General features: G+C 75.0%; 13 protein-coding genes. 5 read left to right on the forward strand and 8 right to left on the reverse strand.

Annotated elements, in window-relative coordinates; genetic code table 11:
• Positions 1-103: 103 nt before the first annotated feature.
• From WME95_RS28320 to WME95_RS28345, 6 genes are all read right to left on the reverse strand, one after another.
• Entirely contained in the window at positions 104-1,024 is a 921-nt protein-coding gene (locus WME95_RS28320) for an MYXO-CTERM sorting domain-containing protein (protein WP_437902468.1), read from the reverse strand.
• Positions 1,025-1,160: 136 nt separating this feature from the next.
• Entirely contained in the window at positions 1,161-1,763 is a 603-nt protein-coding gene (locus WME95_RS28325) for a hypothetical protein (protein ID WP_437541615.1), read from the reverse strand.
• Between the two features lie 70 nt (positions 1,764-1,833).
• Positions 1,834-5,169 (reverse strand): hypothetical protein, encoded by a 3,336-nt coding sequence (locus WME95_RS28330; protein WP_437902469.1) that lies wholly within the window; start codon positions 5,167-5,169, stop codon positions 1,834-1,836.
• A gap of 155 nt (positions 5,170-5,324) precedes the next feature.
• Positions 5,325-8,525 carry a hypothetical protein gene (locus WME95_RS28335; RefSeq protein WP_437902470.1) on the reverse strand — a complete coding sequence of 1,067 codons (3,201 nt, stop codon included), beginning with the start codon at positions 8,523-8,525 and terminating at the stop codon, positions 5,325-5,327.
• 128 nt (positions 8,526-8,653) lie between these two features.
• The gene (locus tag WME95_RS28340) at positions 8,654-10,096 is read right to left on the reverse strand and encodes a sigma 54-interacting transcriptional regulator (protein ID WP_437902471.1); all 1,443 of its coding nucleotides are present in this window, start codon (positions 10,094-10,096) and stop codon (positions 8,654-8,656) included.
• Between the two features lie 162 nt (positions 10,097-10,258).
• Positions 10,259-13,450, reverse strand: coding sequence for a hypothetical protein (locus WME95_RS28345; protein WP_437902472.1), 3,192 nt, complete (start codon positions 13,448-13,450; stop codon positions 10,259-10,261).
• Between the two features lie 248 nt (positions 13,451-13,698).
• Between WME95_RS28345 and mug the strand changes: the two genes are divergently transcribed.
• A complete protein-coding gene (mug, locus tag WME95_RS28350) occupies positions 13,699-14,211 on the forward strand; it encodes a G/U mismatch-specific DNA glycosylase (protein ID WP_437911040.1) in 513 nt (170 codons plus the stop codon).
• Between the two features lie 195 nt (positions 14,212-14,406).
• On the opposite strand, the gene WME95_RS28355 is transcribed toward mug, so the two are convergent.
• Positions 14,407-14,913, reverse strand: a complete 507-nt coding sequence (locus tag WME95_RS28355; protein WP_437902473.1) for a hypothetical protein — start codon at positions 14,911-14,913, stop codon at positions 14,407-14,409.
• A 280-nt stretch (positions 14,914-15,193) separates the two neighbouring features.
• Between WME95_RS28355 and WME95_RS28360 the strand changes: the two genes are divergently transcribed.
• From WME95_RS28360 to WME95_RS28375, 4 genes are all read left to right on the forward strand, one after another.
• Positions 15,194-17,737 carry a PAS domain S-box protein gene (locus tag WME95_RS28360; RefSeq protein WP_437902474.1) on the forward strand — a complete coding sequence of 848 codons (2,544 nt, stop codon included), beginning with the start codon at positions 15,194-15,196 and terminating at the stop codon, positions 17,735-17,737.
• 129 nt (positions 17,738-17,866) lie between these two features.
• A complete protein-coding gene (locus tag WME95_RS28365; protein ID WP_437902475.1) occupies positions 17,867-18,439 on the forward strand; it encodes an OmpA family protein in 573 nt (190 codons plus the stop codon).
• Between the two features lie 358 nt (positions 18,440-18,797).
• Positions 18,798-19,292, forward strand: coding sequence for a YtxH domain-containing protein (locus WME95_RS28370; RefSeq protein ID WP_437541630.1), 495 nt, complete (start codon positions 18,798-18,800; stop codon positions 19,290-19,292).
• Between the two features lie 10 nt (positions 19,293-19,302).
• A complete protein-coding gene (locus WME95_RS28375) occupies positions 19,303-19,851 on the forward strand; it encodes a hypothetical protein (protein ID WP_012237734.1) in 549 nt (182 codons plus the stop codon).
• Between the two features lie 258 nt (positions 19,852-20,109).
• Here the strand turns inward: WME95_RS28375 and WME95_RS28380 are convergent, their stop codons facing one another.
• Positions 20,110-21,234 carry a CBS domain-containing protein gene (locus WME95_RS28380; protein WP_437902476.1) on the reverse strand — a complete coding sequence of 375 codons (1,125 nt, stop codon included), beginning with the start codon at positions 21,232-21,234 and terminating at the stop codon, positions 20,110-20,112.
• Positions 21,235-21,426 lie beyond the last annotated feature (192 nt).

Raw genomic sequence — 21,426 nt, forward strand, 5'->3', positions numbered from 1 at the left:
CGATCACGATGTGCTGCTGCAGGCGCGGCCGGTCGAGACCGCGCGCAACGTCCAGCACAGAGGCTGTCTCGCTCGATCCCGGGCGCTCGCGGCGCGGGCGCTGTCAGGCGCGGCGCGCGCGGCGCTCGCCGCGCCTTCGCGCGAGCGCGGCGGCCGCGCCGAGGGCGACGAGCGGCAGGGCGAGGGGCGTCGCGGCCTCGTCGGGCGAGAGCCGGCAGCCGCAGCCGCCCTGCTTGGGCTCCACCGGCGGCGGCGCCTCGGCCGGCGGCGCGTCGTCGACGGGCGCCTCCGCCTCGGCGGTGCCCTCCGCGGGCTCGCCCTCGGGCGCCTCTTCCTTGGCGGGCTCGTCGCTCTTCTCGGCCTCGGCCTTGTCCGCCTTGTCGTCCTTCTTTTTCTTCTCGCCGCTGAAGACGATCGCGCGGCGATCGATGACGGGGTTGTCGCCCTGCAGGGTGATCTTCTGCTTCTGCCCCATCTGGACGCCGTCGCTCGCGCGCTTGATCACGAGCTCGTACTCGCCGGCCTCGAAGCCACGATCGCGCCGGAGGACGAAGTCGAACTTGGTGATCGCAAAGACCTTGCCGCTGCTGTCGGAGAAGCCGACGTCCATGCTCTCGTTGATCCCCTGCTGGTTCTGGAGCGGGATGCGGACGAGGACCGGGGTCTCGGGCGACTTGTCGGTGAGCGCTCGCTCGTAGTGCACCGTCGGCGTGAACGAGAACAGCATCGGGATGTGCCCGAGGTGCGGCATCCCTCCGTAGTTCATCGTCATCTTGAGCTTCCATCGGCCGCTGTCCTCCTTGGGCGAGCGGTCGACGATGGTGACGGTGCCCGCCGCGTGCGCGGCGCTCGCGGGTAGCCACGCCCCGATCAGCGCGAGCGCGGCGGCCACGACGCGGGCGAGGAAGAGGCGGCGCGCCGCGCCGGGCTGGGTCGCTGCGGGGCGGGCGTGAGGACGCTCGGCGCGCGGACGCCGCGCGCCGAGCTGAGACAGGAGACCGGTTCGAGATCGGGCGGTTCGCATACGCGGCACGCTACCAGGGATTTCGTGGAAACGAGCCGCGGACGAGAGGGCTTCCGGCGCGGACGAGAGGGCTGGCGGCGTGGACGAGAAGATCACCGCCAGCGTGGACGAGGCGACGACCGCCAGCGCGCGGGGCTCAGTCGGGGAACCAGAGCAGCGCGTCGGAGGTGGGCTTGTAACAGGCCTGGCGGCCCGCCTCCTCGTTGTCGGTGCAGCTCGCGTTCTCGAGGCAGTCGATGATCTCGTAGCGGCCGGCGGCGTTGTAGATCGTGGTGAACATCGCGCGCTGGGCCGCCTCGAGCTTGCTGAACGCGCTCTTGCACGCGGGGACGGGCACCCTCTCGCAGCGGGCCATGCGCGCGCAGCGGGACTCGATGACCGGCGCCGCCGTGGGCTCGTCCGGGTTGAGCTTGACGGCCACCTCGTCGTTGCACTCCAGGATGATCTGGCTCCGGTCCGGCGAGCTCTCGGCGGCGGCCTCCATGCGGCGCGAGAAGCAGGCCGTCATCGCGCGGAGGTACGTGGGCGACGAGGTCGGGTAGGCGGCCTTGCACGCGTTGAGGTGCTCCCAGGAGGCACCGGCGCGCTGGAGCTTGGCGAGCGCGGCGCACCACTCGGCCTGGGCGGCGATGACACCGTCGCGATCGGGGAAGTTGGTGGGCCGCTCAGAGCATGCGTTCAGCGCGAGCATCGACGCGGCCACCGCGATCGGCAGGGCCAAGGATCGAAGGGCGGGCATTGGCGGACCCTAGCACGATAGGTCCGCCGACGCGGAATCTCCGGATGCTCGCCGCCCGTCATGGCCGGTTTCACAGAAGCTCGCAGCGGAGTCTCACGCCGCCGCCACCCCCGCCGTCGCGGAGCGCGGCGGCGCCGTCGGGGCCGAAGACCACGCCGAGGTCCAGCCCGCCCCGGGCCGCGGCGCGGATCTCGATCGCCTCGACGCACAGGGCGCCGCGGCCGCCGGAGAGCAGCGCGGACGCGGGGGCGTCCCCCTCGAACAGCGGCGCCCCGTTCCTCGAAGCCACCCGCAGCGTGGCGGGCAGCTCGGCGATGAACCGGTGCGACGGTCGCGCGCCGCCGCAGCCGCCGGCGCCCATCTCCGCGAGCGACGCGAGGGGCCCGAGCGGCTCGAGCGGACCGACGTGGCCACGGGCGACGTCGATCGGCCCCGCGACCACCTCCCCGGAAGCGACGGAGTAGCCGATGAGGGCCACGCCAGGGGCGTCGAGCCGGCGGCCCAGGGTGAGGCGGGCGCCCGCGAGCTCGGGGACACGCGCGAGCCCGAAGGCCGGGAAGGTGCCGTGCCGCACGGCGACGACGAAGCTGCGCCTCCCGGCGTCGAGGGCGAGCAGCTCGCCGCCCGGCAGCTCGACCGCGGCGGCGATCGTGCCGGCGTTGTCGAACGGAAGGAGCGCCGGGGGCTCGGCGCCCGCGCGCACGCGGAGGCCACGCCGCCCGTGCGGGCCGCTCGCGTCGAACAGCAGCAGCAGATCCGCGGGCGCCCTGGCGCCGGGCGCGAGCAGCACGGGGACGATGTCGCCGGACGCCGCGCCGAGCGAGCCGTCGCGGAGCGACAGGCGGCGCGGCGCTCCGGCGCGCGCGAACGGCAGGAGCACGCTCGCGGTGAAGGTGCCGTCGCGGAGCGCGCCCAGGGGCGAGGACGGGGCGGTCGACAGCGAGACGACAGGGGGCGCGCCGCCGGTCGGACGGGCCGTCGCGGGCCCCCCTGCCGCGGGTGTGCCCCGGGGAGCGCGGCGACCCGAGGAGGGCGGCGCCGGGGCGGCCGACGGCGGCGGGAAGGACGAGGGGTCGTCGTCGAGGCGGCAGGAGACGAGCGGCGGAGGAGCGGCGCGGAGCGCTGGGTTCACCGCAGGAGCGAAGGGCGGCGGCGCGCCGCGCGGCGAGGGCGGAGGGCCGCCCCAGCCGAGGCGGACGAGGCCGTGCTCGCCCATCGCGCAGCCGATCGGGGAGCAGGCGAAGGGGGCGCCCTCGTCGAAGGGAGGCTCGATCTGGCGCGCGGGCGGGCCCTCGGCGGGGCGCCACGAGCGGCCGCCGTCGGTCGACTCGAAGAAGGCCGGCGGGTCGTCGCCGGTGGCGGCGAGCGCGAACCGCCCGCCGACGACGACGTTCTGGACGCCGGCCGGGAGGGGAAAGACGGTGACGCCGCCGCGCGCGTCGATGCGCAGGCCGGCGATGCGGCCGCCGCGGCGGCTCGAGAGCAGCCGCTCCGCTCGACGGGCGCGCGCGGGAGAGCCCGCCTCCGGCAGCGCCTCGCGGGCGGGCGAGACGCCGCCGGCCTCCTCGGGCAGGTGCAGCCAGCCGCGCACGAGGCCGTCCTCGTCCTCCCAGAAATCGGTGTCGATGAGGCGCGGCGGCGATACGGCGTCGGCGGACCCCGGGAAGATGCCGCCCACGAGCGCCGGGAAGGCGCCGCCCGCGAGCGCCGGGTCGCGATCGCGCACGCGGATCACGCGGACGCCCTCGGGCGGGCCCGCAGGACGACGTTCGCGCCCGCGGGCGGGGGGGCCGGGAGGCGATCTCCGCGGCGCGCCGTCCGCCTCCTCGCCCTCGGAGGTCCCGCGCACTTCCTCGTCAGATTCCTCGTCCTCCTCGGAGGGCCGCGGCCGCGGACCGCTCGGCGCCTCCAGCACGAGCGCGGTGACGTTCCCGCGCTCGCCGACGATCCAGCGGTAGAGGCGGTCGGCGTCCTCGCCCTCGATCCGGCGCTCGACCCAGCGGCCGCCGCCGACGCGCACGCATACGCGCGCAACGCCTTCCTCTACGGGCTCGCGGCTCGCGGCGTCCCCTTGCGGCTCGTCGGGCGCCAGCCGCGCGAAGCGCCGGGGCCATGGCGCCTCGTCGTCCGTCGGGCCGGCGTCTCCCGGGCTCTCCGGAAAGTCGTGGAGCCCAGGGGGGACGCTGCCGCACCGGCCGAGGAAGGCGAGGCGGCCGCGATCGTCGCCGACGAACGCGCCCTGCGGGCTCGCGATCGGGTCGGGGCCTCGGCCGCGGGGCGGGAACGTGGCCTCCAGCCGCGGCGCGGAGAGCGTCGTCTCGAGCCGGAGCACCTGGGCGGCCTCGTGCGCGCACGCGAGCAAGACATCGTCGCCCGACCGGAACGGCTGGCAGCGCGCATAGCTCGGATCGAGGCTCTCGATCACCGCCTCCGCGAGGGGCTGGGCGGTCGCCGCCGCGAGCACGGCGAGGCCACCGTCGCGAGTGACGAGCAACCGGCCGCCAGGGAGGAGCGCGCCGGTGGCCGCGGCAAGCGCGACCCCCGCCGGAGCGAGCGCGCGGACCGAGGTGGTGCCGAGCGTGGGGTCCCGCGCAGGCGGGAGAGAGAGCGAGGCGCTCGGCCCGGCCCGCGGCGGCGCGGGCACCACGGGGACGAGGCCGGCGGCGCTCACGTGGAGCGTGGCGCCGCCCTGCGGACCGAGGAGCGCGACCGCTCTGCCGCCGTCCTGCTCCTCGAGGAGCGACGTGGCGAGCCCGCGCGTCTCGAGCACGTCGATCCAGGTGCCGCCCCCGTCGAGGGTGACCGAGGCGCGGCCGAGCAGGTCGAGGCGCGCCGCGCGGCGCGCGTCGACGGCCACCGCGTCGACAACGCCCGCGGCGCCGAAGCCGCGAACGGCGAGCGTGGAGGGATCGATCTCGAGCAGCCCCCGATCGCTGCGCAGGAGGATCGTGTCGAGGTAGGGCCGCGCGCCGCCGGGAGCGCCGACGTCGGCGATGGGCGCGAGCTCGCCGAGGAAGTCGGCGGCGCGGTAGACGCGGCCCTCGGACCACAGGAGGAACCCGCCCCCGAGGCGCGCCGGGATCGACCGGAACCCGCGGAGCGACTCGGCCGCGGGGGCGTCGGCGAGCACGACGCCGCCCTCGAGGCGCACGCGGCGCCCTTCGAAGAGCGCGGGCTCCGGACCGGGCGCGGGCGCGCGTTCGTCGGCCCCGACAGCGGCGTCGAGGAGGACGCCGATGTCCTCGGTGAGCACGTAGCGCGCAGGAGAGAGCGGGAGCGGGTCGGCGAGCGCGGCGACCCGCGGCTGTGCAGGCCGCGGAGGGCGCTCCGGGGCGGCGCTGCACGCGGCGGCCAGGGAGAGCGCGAGGAGCACGCCTGCGCGGGAGGGCATCGCAGCGGCGCTCACGCGGCGCATCCTAGACCATCTGGAAATCCGCCGCAGCGTGCTGCTGGACGGTCAGACGGGCAGACGGTGCGCCGCGAACGCTGCGCCATCCGCGGCGCACCGCGCGATCCGGGGCCGCGCGGCGCGGTCGAGAGGTCCGCGAGCGCGCGCTCGGCTCAGCGCACGCCCACGACCGCCTTGCACTGCACCGGCTGCCGGCTCTCCTGGCCGAACAGGACGAACGCGAGCGTGCCGCCGCCGGCGCCCTGCGCCGGCTCGCTCCGCCGCGCCGCCGCGGGGCCAGGCCCGCCGCGCCCGCGCCGATCGACGAGCCCGCCGTGCGCGCCGAGCGGCGCCGCGGGGGATGGCCCCGCGAAGCGCGCGATGAGCTTCTTCACGACGCCGGGCGGCTCGTAGAAGCCGAGGCCGCCGTCGTAGCGCTCGTCGCGCACGGCGAGCTCCACGGCGTCGAGGCACGCGCGCTCGCGCGACCACCGGATCACCGCGACGCCTGCCGTCCCGGCCGCGGTGATCCCCGGCAGCGCGCCGGGCACGAGGCCGATCTCCGTATCGAACGACAGGACCACGCGCGCCTCTCCGCCGCGCGGCGCGCAGGCGGGGTCGCCGCCCGCGCCGAGCGCGCCGAGCGGGGCGAGGGCCTCCTCGGGCCCCAGGGTGCCGAGCACGGGGTCGACCACCGAGAGCACCGCGCCGCCGTCTCCTGCCACCGCCACGAAGACGGGCGCGCCCGCGCGCGAGCCTGCGCCAAAGGCGAAGCGCGCCCGATCCGCCCCCGTCGCGCGCGCGGTGCGCTGCACGTGGAGCTCCCGGATCGCCGGAGGCGGCCCGCCGCCCGCGGGCCGCGCGAGCGGAGCCTCGCCGCGCGCGCCGCGGAGGTCGACCGAGCTCACCGCGAGGCCGTCGTTCCGCGGGCTCAGGAACACCGCGCGATCGCCGAGATCGACGCCGATCGCGGGCTGGGGGGCGCAGCCGCCGACCGGCCGCGTGACGCCCGCGGCGTCCAGCAGGCCGGCGAGGCACGCCTCCGCCGGGCCGGCCGCGACAGGGGCCACGCGACCGTCGCGATCGATGACGAGCCCGATCGGCGCCTCGTAGGGCCGGTACGCGAGCTGGAGCAGCCCGGCGCTCGCGAGCGGCACGGTGGCGCGGTGGATCTCGGCGCGCAGGTCGAGCGGCGCGATCCACGCGAGCTCCGCGTCGGCAAACGAGGCGCCCGGCAGGCCGCCGCTGCCCGACTGGCCAGCGCTGCCCGACTGGCCAGCGCTGAACGACGGCAGCGTCAGCATCCCGAGGGTGCCGAGCCGCAGCGTGCCCCCCATGCGCGAGGGCGGCGCGGCGACGGCGCCGAAGCCGGACGACTCCGGCACGCGCGCGGCGTCGAGCGGCCCCGCAAAGCTGCAGGCGAGCCGCGCGAGGGGCGGCGGCGCCGGAGGCCGCACCCTGTCGCGATCGGGCGCGAGCCGCGCAGGGGGCGGCTCCGCCAGGGCCGCGCCGGGCAGCGACGCGGCGCGGCCTCCGCCGCCGCCGCCGGAGCGCGGGGCCGACGCCCACCCGAGCCGGAGGAACGTGCCGAGGCTGCAGCCCACCGCCGAGCAGGCGTTGAGGCGCGCGGCCCCGCCGCCCGGCGGCGGCGCGACGCGCGTCCACCGCTGCCCTCGATCGATCGACTCGAAGAGCCCGCCGTCCTCGGTCTCGGCGAGCGCGAAGAGGCCCGACGCCGCGATCGAGCGCGCGCGCGCCGGCACGGCGTGGCGGCGCAGCCGGCCGGCGGGGTCGATCGTGATCGGCGCGGGATCGGCCGCGTAGCCGTGCACGGGGAGCCAGCCCTCGATCGCGCCGTCCGCGCGCGCGGCGAGCGCGCGCGAGAGCAGCTCCGCCCGCTCCTCGCCGTACGGAGGCCAGACGAGCGGCGGCTCGCCCCGCGCGAGCCGCACGACGCGCAGCGCGCCGCGCACCTCGACGCGCTCGCCGTCCGGCAGGAACGTGCCGGGGCGCGCGATGAGCGCGACCGCGCCCCCGCCGCGGCGCGGGATCCAGGCGAGGGCGTCGGTCGCGTCCGCCGCGTCGAGGCGGTGCTCGACCCAGTCTCCCGGCCCGCGCCGCACGCAGAACACCGCGCTCTGTTGCGTCGCGTCGCCGCCGAGCGCCCCTTGCGAGAGCTCGCGGAGATCGATCCGCGGCCTCGGCCGCCCCTCGCACGGCCCCACGTAGCCGAGCGCCTCGCCGTCGACGCCGACGAAGCGATCGCTCTCCCGCCCCGGCTCGGGCAGGAGCTCGAACGAGCGCTCGACGCGGAGCGCGCGCGCGTCGCTGGAGAGGTCGACGACGCTCGCGCGCTCCGGACCGGCGCAGACGGCGAGCAGCGCGTCGCCCGCGCGGAACGGCGCGCACTCGCCGCTGCCCGGCGGGAGCGGAGCGACGGACGAGGCGCGGCCGGTGGCGAGATCGACGCGGCCGATGAGGCCGTCCACGGCGAGCGCGGCCCCGCCGTCGGCGAGCGGCAGGCCCGAGGCGACGGCGTCCGCGAGCTGCTCGAAGGGCGCGCGGCCGAGCCACCCGGGATCGACGCCGGCCGCCGGCGTCGCGCGCCGCGCGCGGGGCTCGCCGAGGCGACCGCTCGGCTCGACGGGGCGCTCGAGGCCGAAGGCCAGCGAGGCGACGATCTCCTCGCCGCGGACGTCGAGCGCGATCGCATCGCCGAGCTCCGCCGTGACGTCGCGGTACGACGCGCCCGCGTCCAACGTGAGGAGCGCGCGCCCGAAGACGGTCAGGACGAGCGCGCGGCGCTCGCTGACCGCCGCGGCCGCGACGAGGGACGGCGAGCCGAGCGGCCGCAGCGCGCCGCTCGCGCCCTGGACGACGAAGCTCCCGGCCGCGGTGAGCAGCCCGATGCCGTCGAGCCACGGGAACGCGCTGGCGACGTCGCCCGGCAGGGTCGCGAGCTTGCGGAGCTCCCCGCCGAAGCTCTCGGCGGCGTAGATGTCGCCGCCGCTCCAGAACAGGTAGCGCGCGGCGCGCGTGACGCGCGTGACGCCGACAACGCGCGCGCCGGGTTGGGCCCACGCGGGGAACGCCGCGCCGCCGGCGAGCACCACGCCGTCCGCGCCCAGCGGCTCGAGCCGATCGACGCCGTGCAGCTCGGCGCGCTGGCCGTTGACGATCGCCCTGTCGACCTCCCGGCCGTCGATGACCACGCGTTCGACAAGGCCGAAGTAGGGCTGCGCGACGTACCGGGCCGGGCCGAGCGCGACGGTCGAGGGGGCGCGGGGAGGCGGATCGAGCGGGCCAGGCGGCGCGACCGAGGGCTCGGCCGCGCCGCACGCCGCGAGCGCGAGCGCGGCGAGGAGAGGAGCCACGACATCCAGTCTCAAGCGGGCAGGATCCATCCCGTGCGGTGCTCGGCGCGATCGAGGGCAGGCCGCTCAGCGCCTGTCCTTCTCGTTCGGCGCGAGTGTAGCCGCTCTGCGCGGCGCCGAGCGCGATGCTACCCGCGAAACGTGTCGGCCTTGAGGTTGTACCGCCTCATCCAGCGGTGCACCTGCACGCGATCCCTCCCCAGCACGCGCGCCACGGCGGCGACGTTCCCCTGGTGCCTCGCCAGGAGCTCCCGGAGCACGCTCTCCTCCGGGGCGGTCCTCGGCGGCAGCGGCCCGCCCGGCGCGGACGCTCCGTCCTCCGAGGGCTCCTCGTCGTACTGCGGGTAGACCGTGGCGCGGGAGTCCTCCGCGAGCGGGCTCGCGAGGGCAGCGCCCCGGACCCCGTACGTCTTCATCCGATCGCGGATGCTGTCGCTGAGATCCTGGATGCCGAACTCGGCGCCGCGATCCGCGGCGGCCCAGCGCTTCAGGAGCGCCTCGAGCTCCCGCACGTTGTAGGGGAAATCGTGGTGGAGCAGGGCCGCCATGGAGACCATGCTGGGCCGGATCTCGGACCGGCCGTGGCGCGCCGCGAGCGCGGTGCAGAGCAAGAACATGTCTTCCTTGCGTTCGCGGAGGGGGGGCAGGGTCACGCTGTGCTCGTTCAGGCGACCGAACAGATCGGCGCGGAACGCGCCCGTCTGCTGGAGCTTGTCGAGATCGCGGTGCGTGGCGGCGACGATCCGCACGTCGATCCGCTCGGCCTGCGTCGCGCCGAGCGGCGTGAACTCCTTCGACTGGATCACCCGGAGGAGCTTCGCCTGGGCTTCCACCGGCATGTCCCCGATCTCGTCGAGGAAGAGCGTGCCCTCGTGGGCCGCGCGGAGGATGCCCGCCCTGTCGCGGTCGGCGCCCGAGAACGCGCCGCGCCGGTGCCCGAAGAGCTCCCCCTCGACGAGGGCGGCGGGGATGGCGGCGCAGTTGACGGCCAGGAACGGGCCGCGCCGGCCGCTCCAGTCGTGGAGCTGCTGGGCGAAGATCTCCTTTCCCGTCCCGCTCTCACCGCGGATCAGCACCGAGAGCTCGCTGCGCGCGATCTCGTGCAGGCTGCGGGCGAGGCTCCGGGTCTGGTAGCCGCCCACGATCCGCCCCATCGAGAAGCTCGGCGGCCCCTCCTGCGAGCCCGGCGGCTCGACGTAGGCGCCGTCGATGCGGTAGCGGGCGTAGCTCTCGACGTCGCGCTCGACGAACTTGAAGATGGCGTCGCCGACCCGGACCTGATCGAGGTGCGCGATGGACGCCTCCGTGACGAACTCGCCGTTGCAGAGCGTGCCGTTGCGGCCGCCGAGGTCGGTCAGCCGCCAGACGCCGCCCCGGCGCTCGATCCGGGCATGATGGCGCGAAGCGCTCCGCGTCGGCACGGACACATCCGCGGTCGGATCGCGGCCGAGGACCGAGCCTTGCTCGAGCACGGGGTACGCAGGACGGAACTGCTCGTAGTTGTCGGCGTAGAGCAACACGAGCCCCGCCCCGGCGCTGGTCTGCCGAGAGAACGGAGCACGAAATTGCATTGACGCTGTACTATCGAAGTCCTTCGACCGTTCTGTCCCGTCGCCGTGCATTGGGAATGGTGATGGTACCAACCTATCCGTCCGCCGGGCGCATCATTCGTCCGAGCCGATCGTGCTTGCGGAGGGGTCTTCGGAGCGGCTGGCCCACATCCACGCCGCGCCTCAGCCGTCCTCGGGCCGCGCGCCCACGGAGCACACGAGGCGCTGCGTCGTCGCCTGCGCTCGCAGCACACCTTGTCCTGCGCCGGCGCCGGCGCCGCTCCCCTGCCCCCGCGCGGCAATCCACCGCGCGATCAGCGCCGCGCCCTCCGCGCGCTCACCGCGCCGCCTCGAGTCGGAGGCCGCGAGGTGCAGCGCTTCGAGGCAGACGCGCTCGCGCCCCCAGCGCACCTGCGCGAGGCCCTGGTTCCCGAGCGCGATCGCGGGCAGCGCCCTCCTGTCGAGGCGCAGCGCGCGCTCCGGATCGAGCGCCACGAGCGCGCGCCACGCGCCCCGCTGGGCGCGGCAGCGCGCGTCGCTGGCGGCGGTCAGCGTCGCCCAGGGCGCGAGCGCGACCACCTCGCCCGCGGTCCCCCCCATGCGGTCCAGCACCGCCGCGCCCGCGATCTCGAGGGCCGAGCCGTCGAGCACCAGCACGCCGGCCTCCCCATCGTCGCGCCACGCGAGGGTCATCGGCCGGCCCCGGAGCTCCTCGCGGTCGAGCGCCACGAGGCGCGCAGGCCGCCGGGGCTCCGGCGTGTGCTCCTCGACGGCCACGCGGCGCCGGAGCTCGCCGAGCACGAGCGCGCGGCCAGGACCGAGCAGGAGACCCGGGGCCCGCCCCGGCGCGGTGCCCTCGTAACCTCGGCGCGGCTCGAACGCCGGGAGCGCCCGCGCGCCCTGCGGGCCGAGCAGCAGCTCGCCCGCCTCGGCGAGGACGAGCAGCCCGACCTCGCCGCTCGCAGCGAGCAGCGGCATCGACGCGCTGCGCTTCCCGCCGTGCCCGCCGCTCGGCGCGAGCCCGGTCGCGTTGAGCCGCAGCGCCTCGCCGCGCAGATCGAACGGCGGGAGGTAGAGCACGCTGTGCGTCCGGACCGCCGCGCCCTTCGGACCTCCCTTTCCCGGCGCCGCGCCGCCCTTGCCCGACGCCGCGACGTTGGGCGGCGCCTCCTCGGGCGCGGCGTCCTCGGCGGGCGGCGCCTCCTCGGCGGGCTGCGCGGCACGCCCAGGCGGCGGCGCGTCGGCGACGACATCGAGCGTCTCGCCATACGACGTCGGCACGGTCCATCGCTCCGAGCCAGCCTCGGGCGCGGCGCGCGGGCGCAGCGCCGGCAGCTCGATCGGCGCACAGGAGAGCGACGGCAGCGCCGCCGGCGGCTCGTCGATCCGACCGACGCCGCCCACGCAAGCCGCCGCGCCGGCCCCGGCGGCGCCCGCGCGGCTGGCCTCCGCCGCCCCGCAGCCGGGGCCCGGCGCGGCGGCGATGGCCGGCGACGGCTCGCCCGCGCCCCAGCCGAGCCGCACCACGCCGCTCAACGCACAGCCGAGCGCGGAGCACCCGCCCTGGAACGACGGCGGCGGCACCGGCGAGCGCCCGGCGGCGCGCCACGTGCGGCCGTGATCGAGCGTCTCGTAGAGCTCCGCGCCCGCCGTGACGAGCACGCCGTGGTCGCCGGTCACCACCATCCCCGCCGGATCCGGCGGCAGGACGTGCGGCGAGACCGTCCCGTCGTCCGCGATCGTGACGCCCAGGCTCGCCTGCCCGACGGGATCGGGCCACTCGACCGACGACAGCCACCCGTCGACCCCGCCGTCCTCGCGCGCGCGGAAGCGCCTGTCGACGAGCGCCCGTGCCCCGTCGCGCGGGGGCGGCGTCCAGTACCAGCCGGCGAGGTGCCCGCGGAGCTGCACGACCCGCACGCCCCCCTCGTCGCGGCCCCGCGGCGCCCCGGCGGGCGCTGGCAGGCGCGCGTCGCGCTCGCCCCTCAGCAGCGCGATCGCGCTCCCGTCGCGGCGCGGCGCCCAGCCGACCAGCGTCTGCGACTCGCCGAGCTCGACCGCATGCTCCACCCAGTCGTCCGGGCCGCGCCGCACGCAGATCCTCGGGTGGATCACGACCTCGCCGTAGCGGCGCTCTCGCTCCTCGTCGCTGGCGACCCGCGGCGACGCCGCGCAGCCGCCGACGTAGCCGAGCGCGCCGCCGTCGTCGGCCACGAAGAACCCCTCGTCGCTGAAGGCGCGCTCCATCCGCGGCGCCTCGCCGCGCTCGGAGCGCAGGACGTAGCTGCCGTAGTTGTCGTAATCGTCCCACACGCAGAGGAAGAGCGGCCCGCCCCTCGCGGGCACCGGCGCGCAGCCCAGCCCGTCCGGGAGCCAGCCGGAGAACCGCTCGCGCACCGCGCCCGTGCTCACGTCGATCCGCGCGACGCCGCCCTCGAACACCCCGAGCGCGGTCCCGTCGGGCAAGAGCGCGCCCGCGGAGACGGCCGCCGCGAGCGGCGCGAGATCGTCGAGGACGGGGGCGTCGCGCGAGGCGGCCTGGGCGCCCGCGAAGAGCAGCTGGAACGACCCGCTCGGCTGCCACATCGCGCGGAGATCGCCGTCGGGCCGGCCGAGCGATCCGTCCGGGAGGACGGGCACGCGCCCGAGCGGCGTGTCGAGCGAGAGCGCGTCCGGAGCGACGCTCACGCGCACGGCGAGCCCGAGCCGCTGGCCGACATCGATCCACGTCCTGCCGCCGTCCGCCGTCGTCGCGGCGCGGCCGAAGACGTCGAGGCGCGCCGCGCGCGCGGCGTCCAGCGCGGCCAGATCGTGGATGGCCGGCGTGTCGAGCGCCCGGCCCCGATCCTCGCCCGGCAGGAGCTCCCGCGGCCCCTGCTCCGTGAAGACCACGACGCCTCGCAGGCCATTGCGGGCGCCCCGCACCGCGCCGCCGCCGCCGAGCGCCACCTCCGCGAGCGGCCCCGTGAAGCCGCGCGAGCGGAACGCCCTGCGCCGGGTCCAGTGCAGGAAGCCCCCGCCGAGGTGGGGCGCGATCGCGAGCGATCCGACGACGGGCTCGCCGGACGCCCACAGATCGGCCTCCCAGGCCGCCGCGGCGACGCGGCCGTCTCCGCCGAGCTCGAGCCGCGCGCCCTCCGTGACGACGCGCGCCGCGACGGCCGCGGCCGGTCCGTCGTGCGTTGCCCGGAACACGCCCTCGGAGAACGCCTGGAAATAGCGCGCCCCCACCGGGGCAGCGCTGGCGGAGCCGGCCGCGCCCGACGCACGCGCGGCCCGGGTAGCCCCCGCGCCGCTCGCCGGGCTCGGCTCGGGCGCACGCGCACAGGCGGCCGCGAGGAGAGCCGAGATCAGACCGAGCGAGCGCACCAGCATCCGGGGAAAGCACGACGGTATCCGTTGCCGCGCCCCCGTCCAGCGTCGATCCACGTCCTCGCCCCCGTCGGCCGCGCCCGTCGTCCCCGGCGCCCGCGCTCCTCGCCCTCGGCGCCCGCGCTCCTTCGCGCGGCGGCGTCGTAAGCTGCAGCCGCGGCGCCCTGCGCCCGCCTGGAAAGCCTGTGCACTCCCCTCCCCGACCCCGACGACCCACCCGCGACGAGCTCCTCGCCGCCGCCGGCAAGACGGTGCCGGACGTCATCGCCCCCGACCTCGACGTCCTCTTCTGCGGCATCAACCCGGGCCTCTACACCGCCGCCGTCGGGCACAACTTCGCCCGCCCCGGCAACCGGTTCTGGCCGGCGCTGCACGCCGGCGGATTCACCGATCGCGTGCTCTCCCCGTCCGAGGAGCGCGAGCTGCTCGATCTGGGGTACGGGATCACCAACGTTGTCGAGCGCGCGACCGCGTCGGCGGACGAGCTGTCCGCCGAGGAGCTCGCCGCGGGCGGGCGGCGGCTCGAGACCACGGTGCGGCGCTACCGCCCTCGCTTCCTCGCCGTGCTCGGGATCGGCGCCTATCGAGGCGCCTTCGGCAGGCCCCGCGCCGTGCCGGGCCCCCAGACAGAGACGCTCGGCGCAACGCGGCTCTGGGTGCTGCCGAACCCCAGCGGGCTCAACGCCAGCTACCAGCCGGACAGGCTCGCGGCGATGTTCCGCGCCCTCCACGAGGCGGTCACGTCGGCCCGGGCCTCGCGGTGAGCGGCGGACGCGCGCCGACGCCGATCCCCCGAGAGGAAGGTCCAGCCCACCGCCGCCCCGCGCGACATTCGTCTTGCGCCGACTCGGCTCCTCCGCTTCAGGCCAGCTCAGCAGCGGATACGGCGGACACGGTGGACAGGTCGGACAGACAGGCGGCCTCCTGGCGGGCACCCGCGGCGTGACTCGCCGCGGCGCCTACTCGGGCAGCGCGCTCGCCTCCTCCTGAGGCACCTTCGCGCGCGCGCGGCGGGCCTCTTCCCGGACGGCCGCGAGGCCGGGCGGCCCCTCGGGCGATCGCCCTCCGCGGTTGGTCACCGCGGCGAGCCACGCGAGCGGCGAGTCGGGCGCGCTCTGCGCGACGAGCAAGACGGCGCGGGACGCATAACGCGAACAGCCGTCCTCGCACACGGGCAGGACGAGGCGGAGCCCTCCGCCCCCACCTCGGCCCATGAGGGGCGCCACGCGGAGCTCCGACGGAGGCGGCGACAGCACGGCCATCACCGCGCGCGCCATCAGATCGACGAACGTCGCTCCGGACATCGCAGGCGGCTCGGAGGTCGGCATCCCCGCGACGTCCGCCGCGTCGAGCCGGCTCGGCGGGAGCGCGAAGAGCCCCGCTCCGTCGTCCGCCGCCGCCGGCGACGGCAGCAGCGCGCCCGCGAGCGCTCCCACGAATGAAGCCAGCTTGAGTCCGAATCGCATACGCGCTCCCTCTGCGGCACGTCCAGCAGGCCCCATGCCAGCCGCGCGCTGCCGGCCGCGGCGTCGCGGCGCCGCATCCACGACGGTCCGCTCCGTTCGGCGCGCGTGACGGATCGCCACAGCGTGGCGCGCGGAGCCCGATCCAGCGCGGCCTCGTCGCTGCGCGCTGGAGGCGCCGCGGCGAGCCGGAGATGCCCGCTTCGAGCAGGAGAATGGCCCTCGCCGCGCGAGCGCCGCTTTCGCTTGCCAGAAGGTCCGGGCGCCGTTAACCGTCTTCGTCATGCCCGACCGAAAGCCAGGGCTGAGCCCGCTTCAGGTGAAGTCCTCGGTCCAGCCGGGCGCTCCCCTCCCCTCCGCTCCGTCCGAGCCGGTGGCGAGCATCCTGCTCGTCGACGATCACCGCGCGAACCTCCTCGCCCTCGAGGCCGTGCTCGATCCGCTGCGCCAGCGGCTCGTCACCGCGCAATCCGGCGAGGAGGCGCTGGAACACCTCCACCGCGAGGAGTTCGCGCTGATCCTCATGGACGTGAAGATGCGCGGAATCGACGGCTTCGAGACGGCCGCCCGCGTGAGGGGGCTCGATCGGGCGAGGCACACGCCGATTATCTTCATCTCGGGGCTGCCGGAGGACGAGGACCGACGGTATCGCGGCTACCGCGAGGGCGCGGTCGACTACGTACTCAAGCCGTTCAATCCCGACATCCTCCGCGCCAAGGTGGCGGTCTTCGTCGAGCTGCACCGGAGGGCCGAGCAGATCAAGCGGCAGGAGGCCGCGCTCCGCCAGCTGGAGCGCCAGGCGAGCGACGAGGTGTTCCGGCGCATCATGGACACCAGCATGATGGGCCTGCTCTTCAGCGACTACGAGGGGCGCGTCATCGAGGCGAACGACTGCTTCCTCTCGATGATCGGCTACACCCGCGAGGACCTGAAGGCGGGGCTGCTCAGCTGGCAGGAGCTCTCCCCGCCGGAGTACGAGCATGTCCACCACGACGCGGTCAACGAGCTGAGCCTCCACGGCGTCACGAGGCAGTTCGAGAAGGAGTACATCCGCAAGGACGGCAAGCGCGTGGCGGTCCTCGTCGGGTCCGCCCGCATCGAGACGCAGCGGCGCAACCTCACCTACGTGCTCGACATCAGCGAGCGCAAGCGCGCCGAGGCCAACGTCAGCCTCCTCGCCGGCGCGGGCGAGATCCTCTCTTCCTCGCTCGATTTCCGCGAGACGCTCGGGCAGCTCGCCCGGCTCGTCGTCCCGCTCCTCGCCGACTGGTGCGCCGTGGACATCCAGGGCCAGGACGGCGCGATCCAGCGCGTCGCCGTCCAGCACACCGATCCCCAGAAGGTGGAGCTCGTCCGCCAGATCGAGCAGAGCTATCCTGTCGATCCCGCGGCGAGCCGCGGTGTGCCGAAGGTGCTCCGGACGGGCGAGGTCGAGTGGGCCTCCGAGATCCCGGACTCCCTGCTCGTCGAGAACGCGCGGGACGAGGAGCACCTCCGGATGGCGCGGGAGCTCGGCCTCCGGTCGTACCTCGTCGTGCCGCTGGCGGCGCGCGGCCGCGTCCTCGGCGCGATCACGCTCGCGCACGCCGAGTCGGGCCGGCACTACACGAAGGTCGACGTGCAGTTCGCCGAGGAGCTCGCCCGGCGCGCCGCCCTCAGCGTCGACAACGCCCTCCTCTTCGAGCGCGAGGTCACCGTGCGCAAGGAGGTCGAGACCCTCGCGGAGGAGCTGAAGCACAGCGAGGCGCAGTTCCGGCTGCTCGCCGAGACGATGCCGCAGCTCGTGTGGACGAACCGCCCGGACGGCCACCACGAGTACTTCAACCGGCGCTGGTACGACTACACGGGGCTCACCGCGGGGGACACCGGCGGCGAGGGCTGGAGCCGGATCATCCACGCCGACGAGCACGAGCGGGCGATCGAGGCCTTCCGGGAGGCGCTCCGCACGGGCGAGCCGTACGAGAGCCAGTGCCGGCTCCGGCGCGCGGACGGCGTGTACCGCTGGTTCATCGGCCGGGCGGTCGCCGCGCGCGACGGGTCGGGCCGCATCGTCCGCTGGTTCGGCACGTACACGGACATCGACGATCAGAAGCGCGCCGAGGAGGAGCGGCAGCGGCTCGTCCAGGCGCTGGAGCGCAGCAACAAGGAGCTCGATCAGTTCGCGTACGTCACGAGCCACGACCTCAAGGCGCCGCTCAGGGGCATCGCCAACCTCTCGCAGTGGATCGAGGAGGACCTGAACGACAAGATGACGGCGGAGAGCCGCAAGCAGCTCGATCTGCTGCGCGGGCGCGTCCACCGGCTCGAGAACCTCATCGACGGGATCCTGAGCTACTCGCGGGCGGGCCGCGCCCGCGAGAAGCCCGAGGCGATCGACGTCGGCAAGCTCCTCCGGGAGATCATCGAGCTGCTCGCGCCCCCGCCGGAGACGCTCGTGGAGATCGCCCCCGACATGCCCGTCCTCGTCACGGAGCGCGCGCCGCTCCAGCAGACGTTCCTGAACCTGATCGGCAACGCGCTGAAGCACGCCGGGGGCGCCAATCCGGAGGTCCGGATCGGCGCGCGCGACGCCGGGCCGTTCTGGGAGTTCTCGGTCTCCGACAACGGGGCGGGCATCGCGCCCGAGTACCACGACCGCATCTGGGGCATCTTTCAGACGCTGAAGGCGCGTGACAAGGTCGAGGGCACCGGCATTGGCCTGTCGGTCGTGCAGAAGATCGTCCAGAACAAGGGCGGGCGCGCCTGGGTCGAGTCCGCCGTCGGCGCCGGCGCCACCTTCCGGTTCACCTGGCCCAAGCTCGAGGCCAGAGAGCCTTCATCCCCCTGACGAGCCCGCCTCGAGCGCGGGGCGTGGCGCGCGGCGACACGCCTCGATCGCCGGACAGGCACGGAGCTTGAACGACCTCCTCCGAACACGAGGCGGCTCATCGCGGCCGACCTCGAAAGGAGGGTTCACATGCTGTCGATGTCCAACCTGCCCAGGCTCTGCCTGGGCGCGCTTGCGCTCTCGCTGTTCACCGCGTGCGCCGCGGCACCTCCCCCGGAGCAGGCTCGGCCCGAGCCGAGGTTGCCGAACCCGGGCCCGGATGGCGTCTACAAGGTCGAATGGCCCGATCTCAGGGAAGGAGAAGATCGGTTCATCGGCCTCACCCTCGGGGCCGACATCGCCGAGGTCTGCCGCCTTCCCAAGACGAGCTTCGCCTTCGACTCCTCCGAGCCGCTCCCGCAGGAGCACGCGGAGCTCCGGGCGCTCGTCGACTGCCTGCTCTCATCGAGCCTGAAGGGCGCGAGGATAGAGCTCGTCGGCCGCGCCGATCCGCGCGGCACCCAGGCGTACAACCAGGATCTCTCGCTCCGCCGCGCCGCGCGGGTGAAGGAGATCCTCGTGAAGGAGGGCATCCCCGCGGATCACATCACGACGCGCGCGACCGGCGCCGCCGGGGCGGTCGGAGCTCAACCGATGTACTCCTATGGCTATGATCGCAGGGTCGACGTCGCGCTGATCGGCGTCGCCCATGCCCCCCGGTGACGCGCGCGCTCGCCCGCCCGCCCGCTCGGCGGACGCGGCTCGGAGCCCTGCCGGAGCGGCGCTGCAGCTGGCTCTCTCCCTCTCCGCAGGGCGGCTCTCCTCCTCCAGTCCCACCTCTTCCGTTGGCGACGGCGCCGCGCGCCGCGGCCCTTGGTTCACCGGCGCGCGTGTCACGGCGCGTGTTGCGCCCGAGGCGCGTCACGACAGCTGTGGCGTTTCGTCACGCAGGCGCCACGGCGGCGCTCCGCGGCCCCGGGGACAGGCGCTCCGGGCGCAAGCTCTCGGTTGGTCCGGGCCCTGCAATGGTTTCCCGACACGAACCGGCGGATGTCGTGTCCGTCACGAGGAGACAAGAGCCATGACGAACCGAATGAACAACGCGGTGGGGACTGCGAAGGGTGTGGTTGAGTCGGCGGCTACCGGCGCGGGCGTCGCCGCGACGGCGGCCAGGACGACGGCGTTCGACGTCGCGAAGGCGGTCGCCGGCGTCGCCGCCACGGTCGGGGCGCTCGGCTTCGACGACGTGCTCGGCTGGGTCGGGCTGTCGCGCAAGCGGAGCCCGCTCACGGCGCTCGGCCTCTTCGGCGCCGGCCTCGCGGTGGGCGCGGGCGTGGCCCTGCTGCTCTCGCCGACGTCGGGCGAGGCGCTGCGCCGCGAGCTCCTGACCCGCCTCGACGGCCTGAAGCGCCAGGCGACGCAGGCCGAGCGCAAGGTCCAGGACAAGGTCGGCAGCGCGGTCGACGCGGTGAAGGGCGCGGTCGCGCCGTCCGACGCGAGCTCTGCGAACTCGCATTACGGCATCGAGGGAGCTGGGCTGTCCCACGGCGGCGAGAGCGGCCATCACCTGAGCTGAGGCGCTGGCTGTGTGGCTCGAAGCCATCATCACGCGGGAGGATCTCGCGCAGATCCTGGGCGAGTTCCTCCCGGTGAAGATCCACCTGGACGACGACGAGACGACCGATCGCTGGCTGTACCTGGGCAAGGCGACCGAGATTGCCCTGGCCGACGACCTGGGCTTGCGGGTCACCTGCCCGGCGGAGCTCCAGTGGTCCATCGCGGGCGTCAACCCCACCATCCGGCTCGATGAGCTCAAGGTGCTGATTTGCCCCGAGATCATCGAGAGGAACAAGGGGAGTGTCCTGGCGTTCAACGTCGAGCTCGAGGAGGCGGACATCCGGGGCATCCCCTCGATCCTCGACCACACCGTCATGAAGGCGGTCAACGCGGCGCTCGCGAACAAGCGGCCTGAGTGGAACTTCACGAAGACGCTCACGCACACCGTGGGGCTCCCCTCCAACCTCGATCCGATCGAGGGGCTGCACATCGGGGTCGCCTGGGGCAAGCGCCGCATCAGTCAGGACGCGCTCGTGCTCGTGGTCTCCTTCAAGCTCAATTTCGTTCGAGGCGATTGAGCTTCGCGGTTCCCGACAAGCGCCCCGCCCCCCTCTCCGGGTTGGCGGGGCGCTTCGCTCGAGCGTCGTTGGGTCCGGAACCACGCTACGGAAACGGCGAGAAGTTGAGACGCCAGAAGACGCCAAGAGACGCCAAAATTTTATTGTTTTCTTGGCGTCTCTTGGCGTCTCTTGGCGTCTTCTGGCGTCCTCGGCTTTCTCTGACGACCACGTAAACGTTCGGAGGTGGGAGGACGCCGCGCGAATTGGTTAACGCGGTTATGCCGAGCCGACCTGAGGAGCCAGGTGGATCCTCCCGAGCCGACCCCCGCCCCCGCGCGTGAGCGCGCCCGCGATGTCCGAGTGCTTGACGAGCCCGAGGTAGCTCTCTCCGTCGAAGACGGCGACCACCGGCGTGTTCTTCTCGATCATCTGCCGCCCCACCTCGTCGAGCGACACGTCCGCCGCCACCCGGGGCACGTCGCAGCGCATGATCCATGCGACGAACGACCCCTCCCGGCCGGCGGCCAGCGCGCGCATGACGTCCGTGCGCGTCACGACCCCGATCACGCGGTCCTCGTAGACGACCGGGAAGTCCGGCTCCTGGCTCGCGAGGATCCGCCGCGCGGCGTCGCCCACGAGCTCGCCAGGCCACAGCTGGATCGCCCTGCCCTCGCTCGGAGGCTCTTCGGGCGGCGCCGCGGGCGCCATCACCGCCTGGGCCGCGCTCCACTCCCGCCGCGCCTCCACGAAGAGGAGCGCCGACAGCGCGGCCACGACGAGCTGACCGCCGAACAGGCCCATGAAGAACAGCACCGCCGCCGCCGCTTGCCCGAGCGCAGCCGTCATCGACGTCGCGAGCCAGGCGCCGGTGAGCGGCGAGAGCGCCTCGCGCAGCGCGCGCCCCCCCTCGAGCGGCAACGCCGGCAGCAGGCCGAGCAGGGCGATCCCCAGGTTCGCGCTGGCGATCCACACGCTCGCGGCCTCGCGCGAGGGCGCTTCGGCGGCCTGAAGGACCGAGATCCACCCGAGCTCGCCCACCCCGTGCTGGGCCTCGACGGCCAGAACGAAGAGCACCGCAAAGGCCACGTTCGCCGCGAGGCCGAGCGCGCGGCCCTGCGCCCGTCCCACAGCAGGACGCGAGCGGCTGACGATCGGGCCGAGCGGCGAGAGCAGGATCTCCCGCAGCCTCAGCCCGAGCTGCCTCGCCACGATCCCACGCACGAGCGCCTGCAGCGCCACGCACCCGAGCAGCGCCGCGCCCAGCGCGCAGCCGAAGAGCACGCCGCTCCACCCATGCCGCGCTCCCCACTGGAGCGCCCCGATCGGGAGCAGCAGGCCGAACGCCGCATGCGCAAATACATCAACACCGCCGAGCCGCGTGATCCTGATGACCGACTTCATGGTGTCTTGCTCCTGGGTTCCCGCAGGCACCTGCACATGGCGCGAGGCGCAGTTCCGACGTGCCACTGCCTCCTCCCCGGGGCGTGGCGAACACCTCGTCGCGCGATCGACCGCTCGGCTGACGGGCACTTGTCCCAGATCTTTCTGATTTTACTGCAAATCATGTGCCGTTTTCCTGCGCCTCGCTTGCGA

This window comes from Sorangium sp. So ce327 (assembly GCF_051530205.1).
In the GTDB taxonomy this organism is placed as follows: Bacteria; Myxococcota_A; Polyangia; order Polyangiales; family Polyangiaceae; genus Sorangium; species Sorangium cellulosum_B.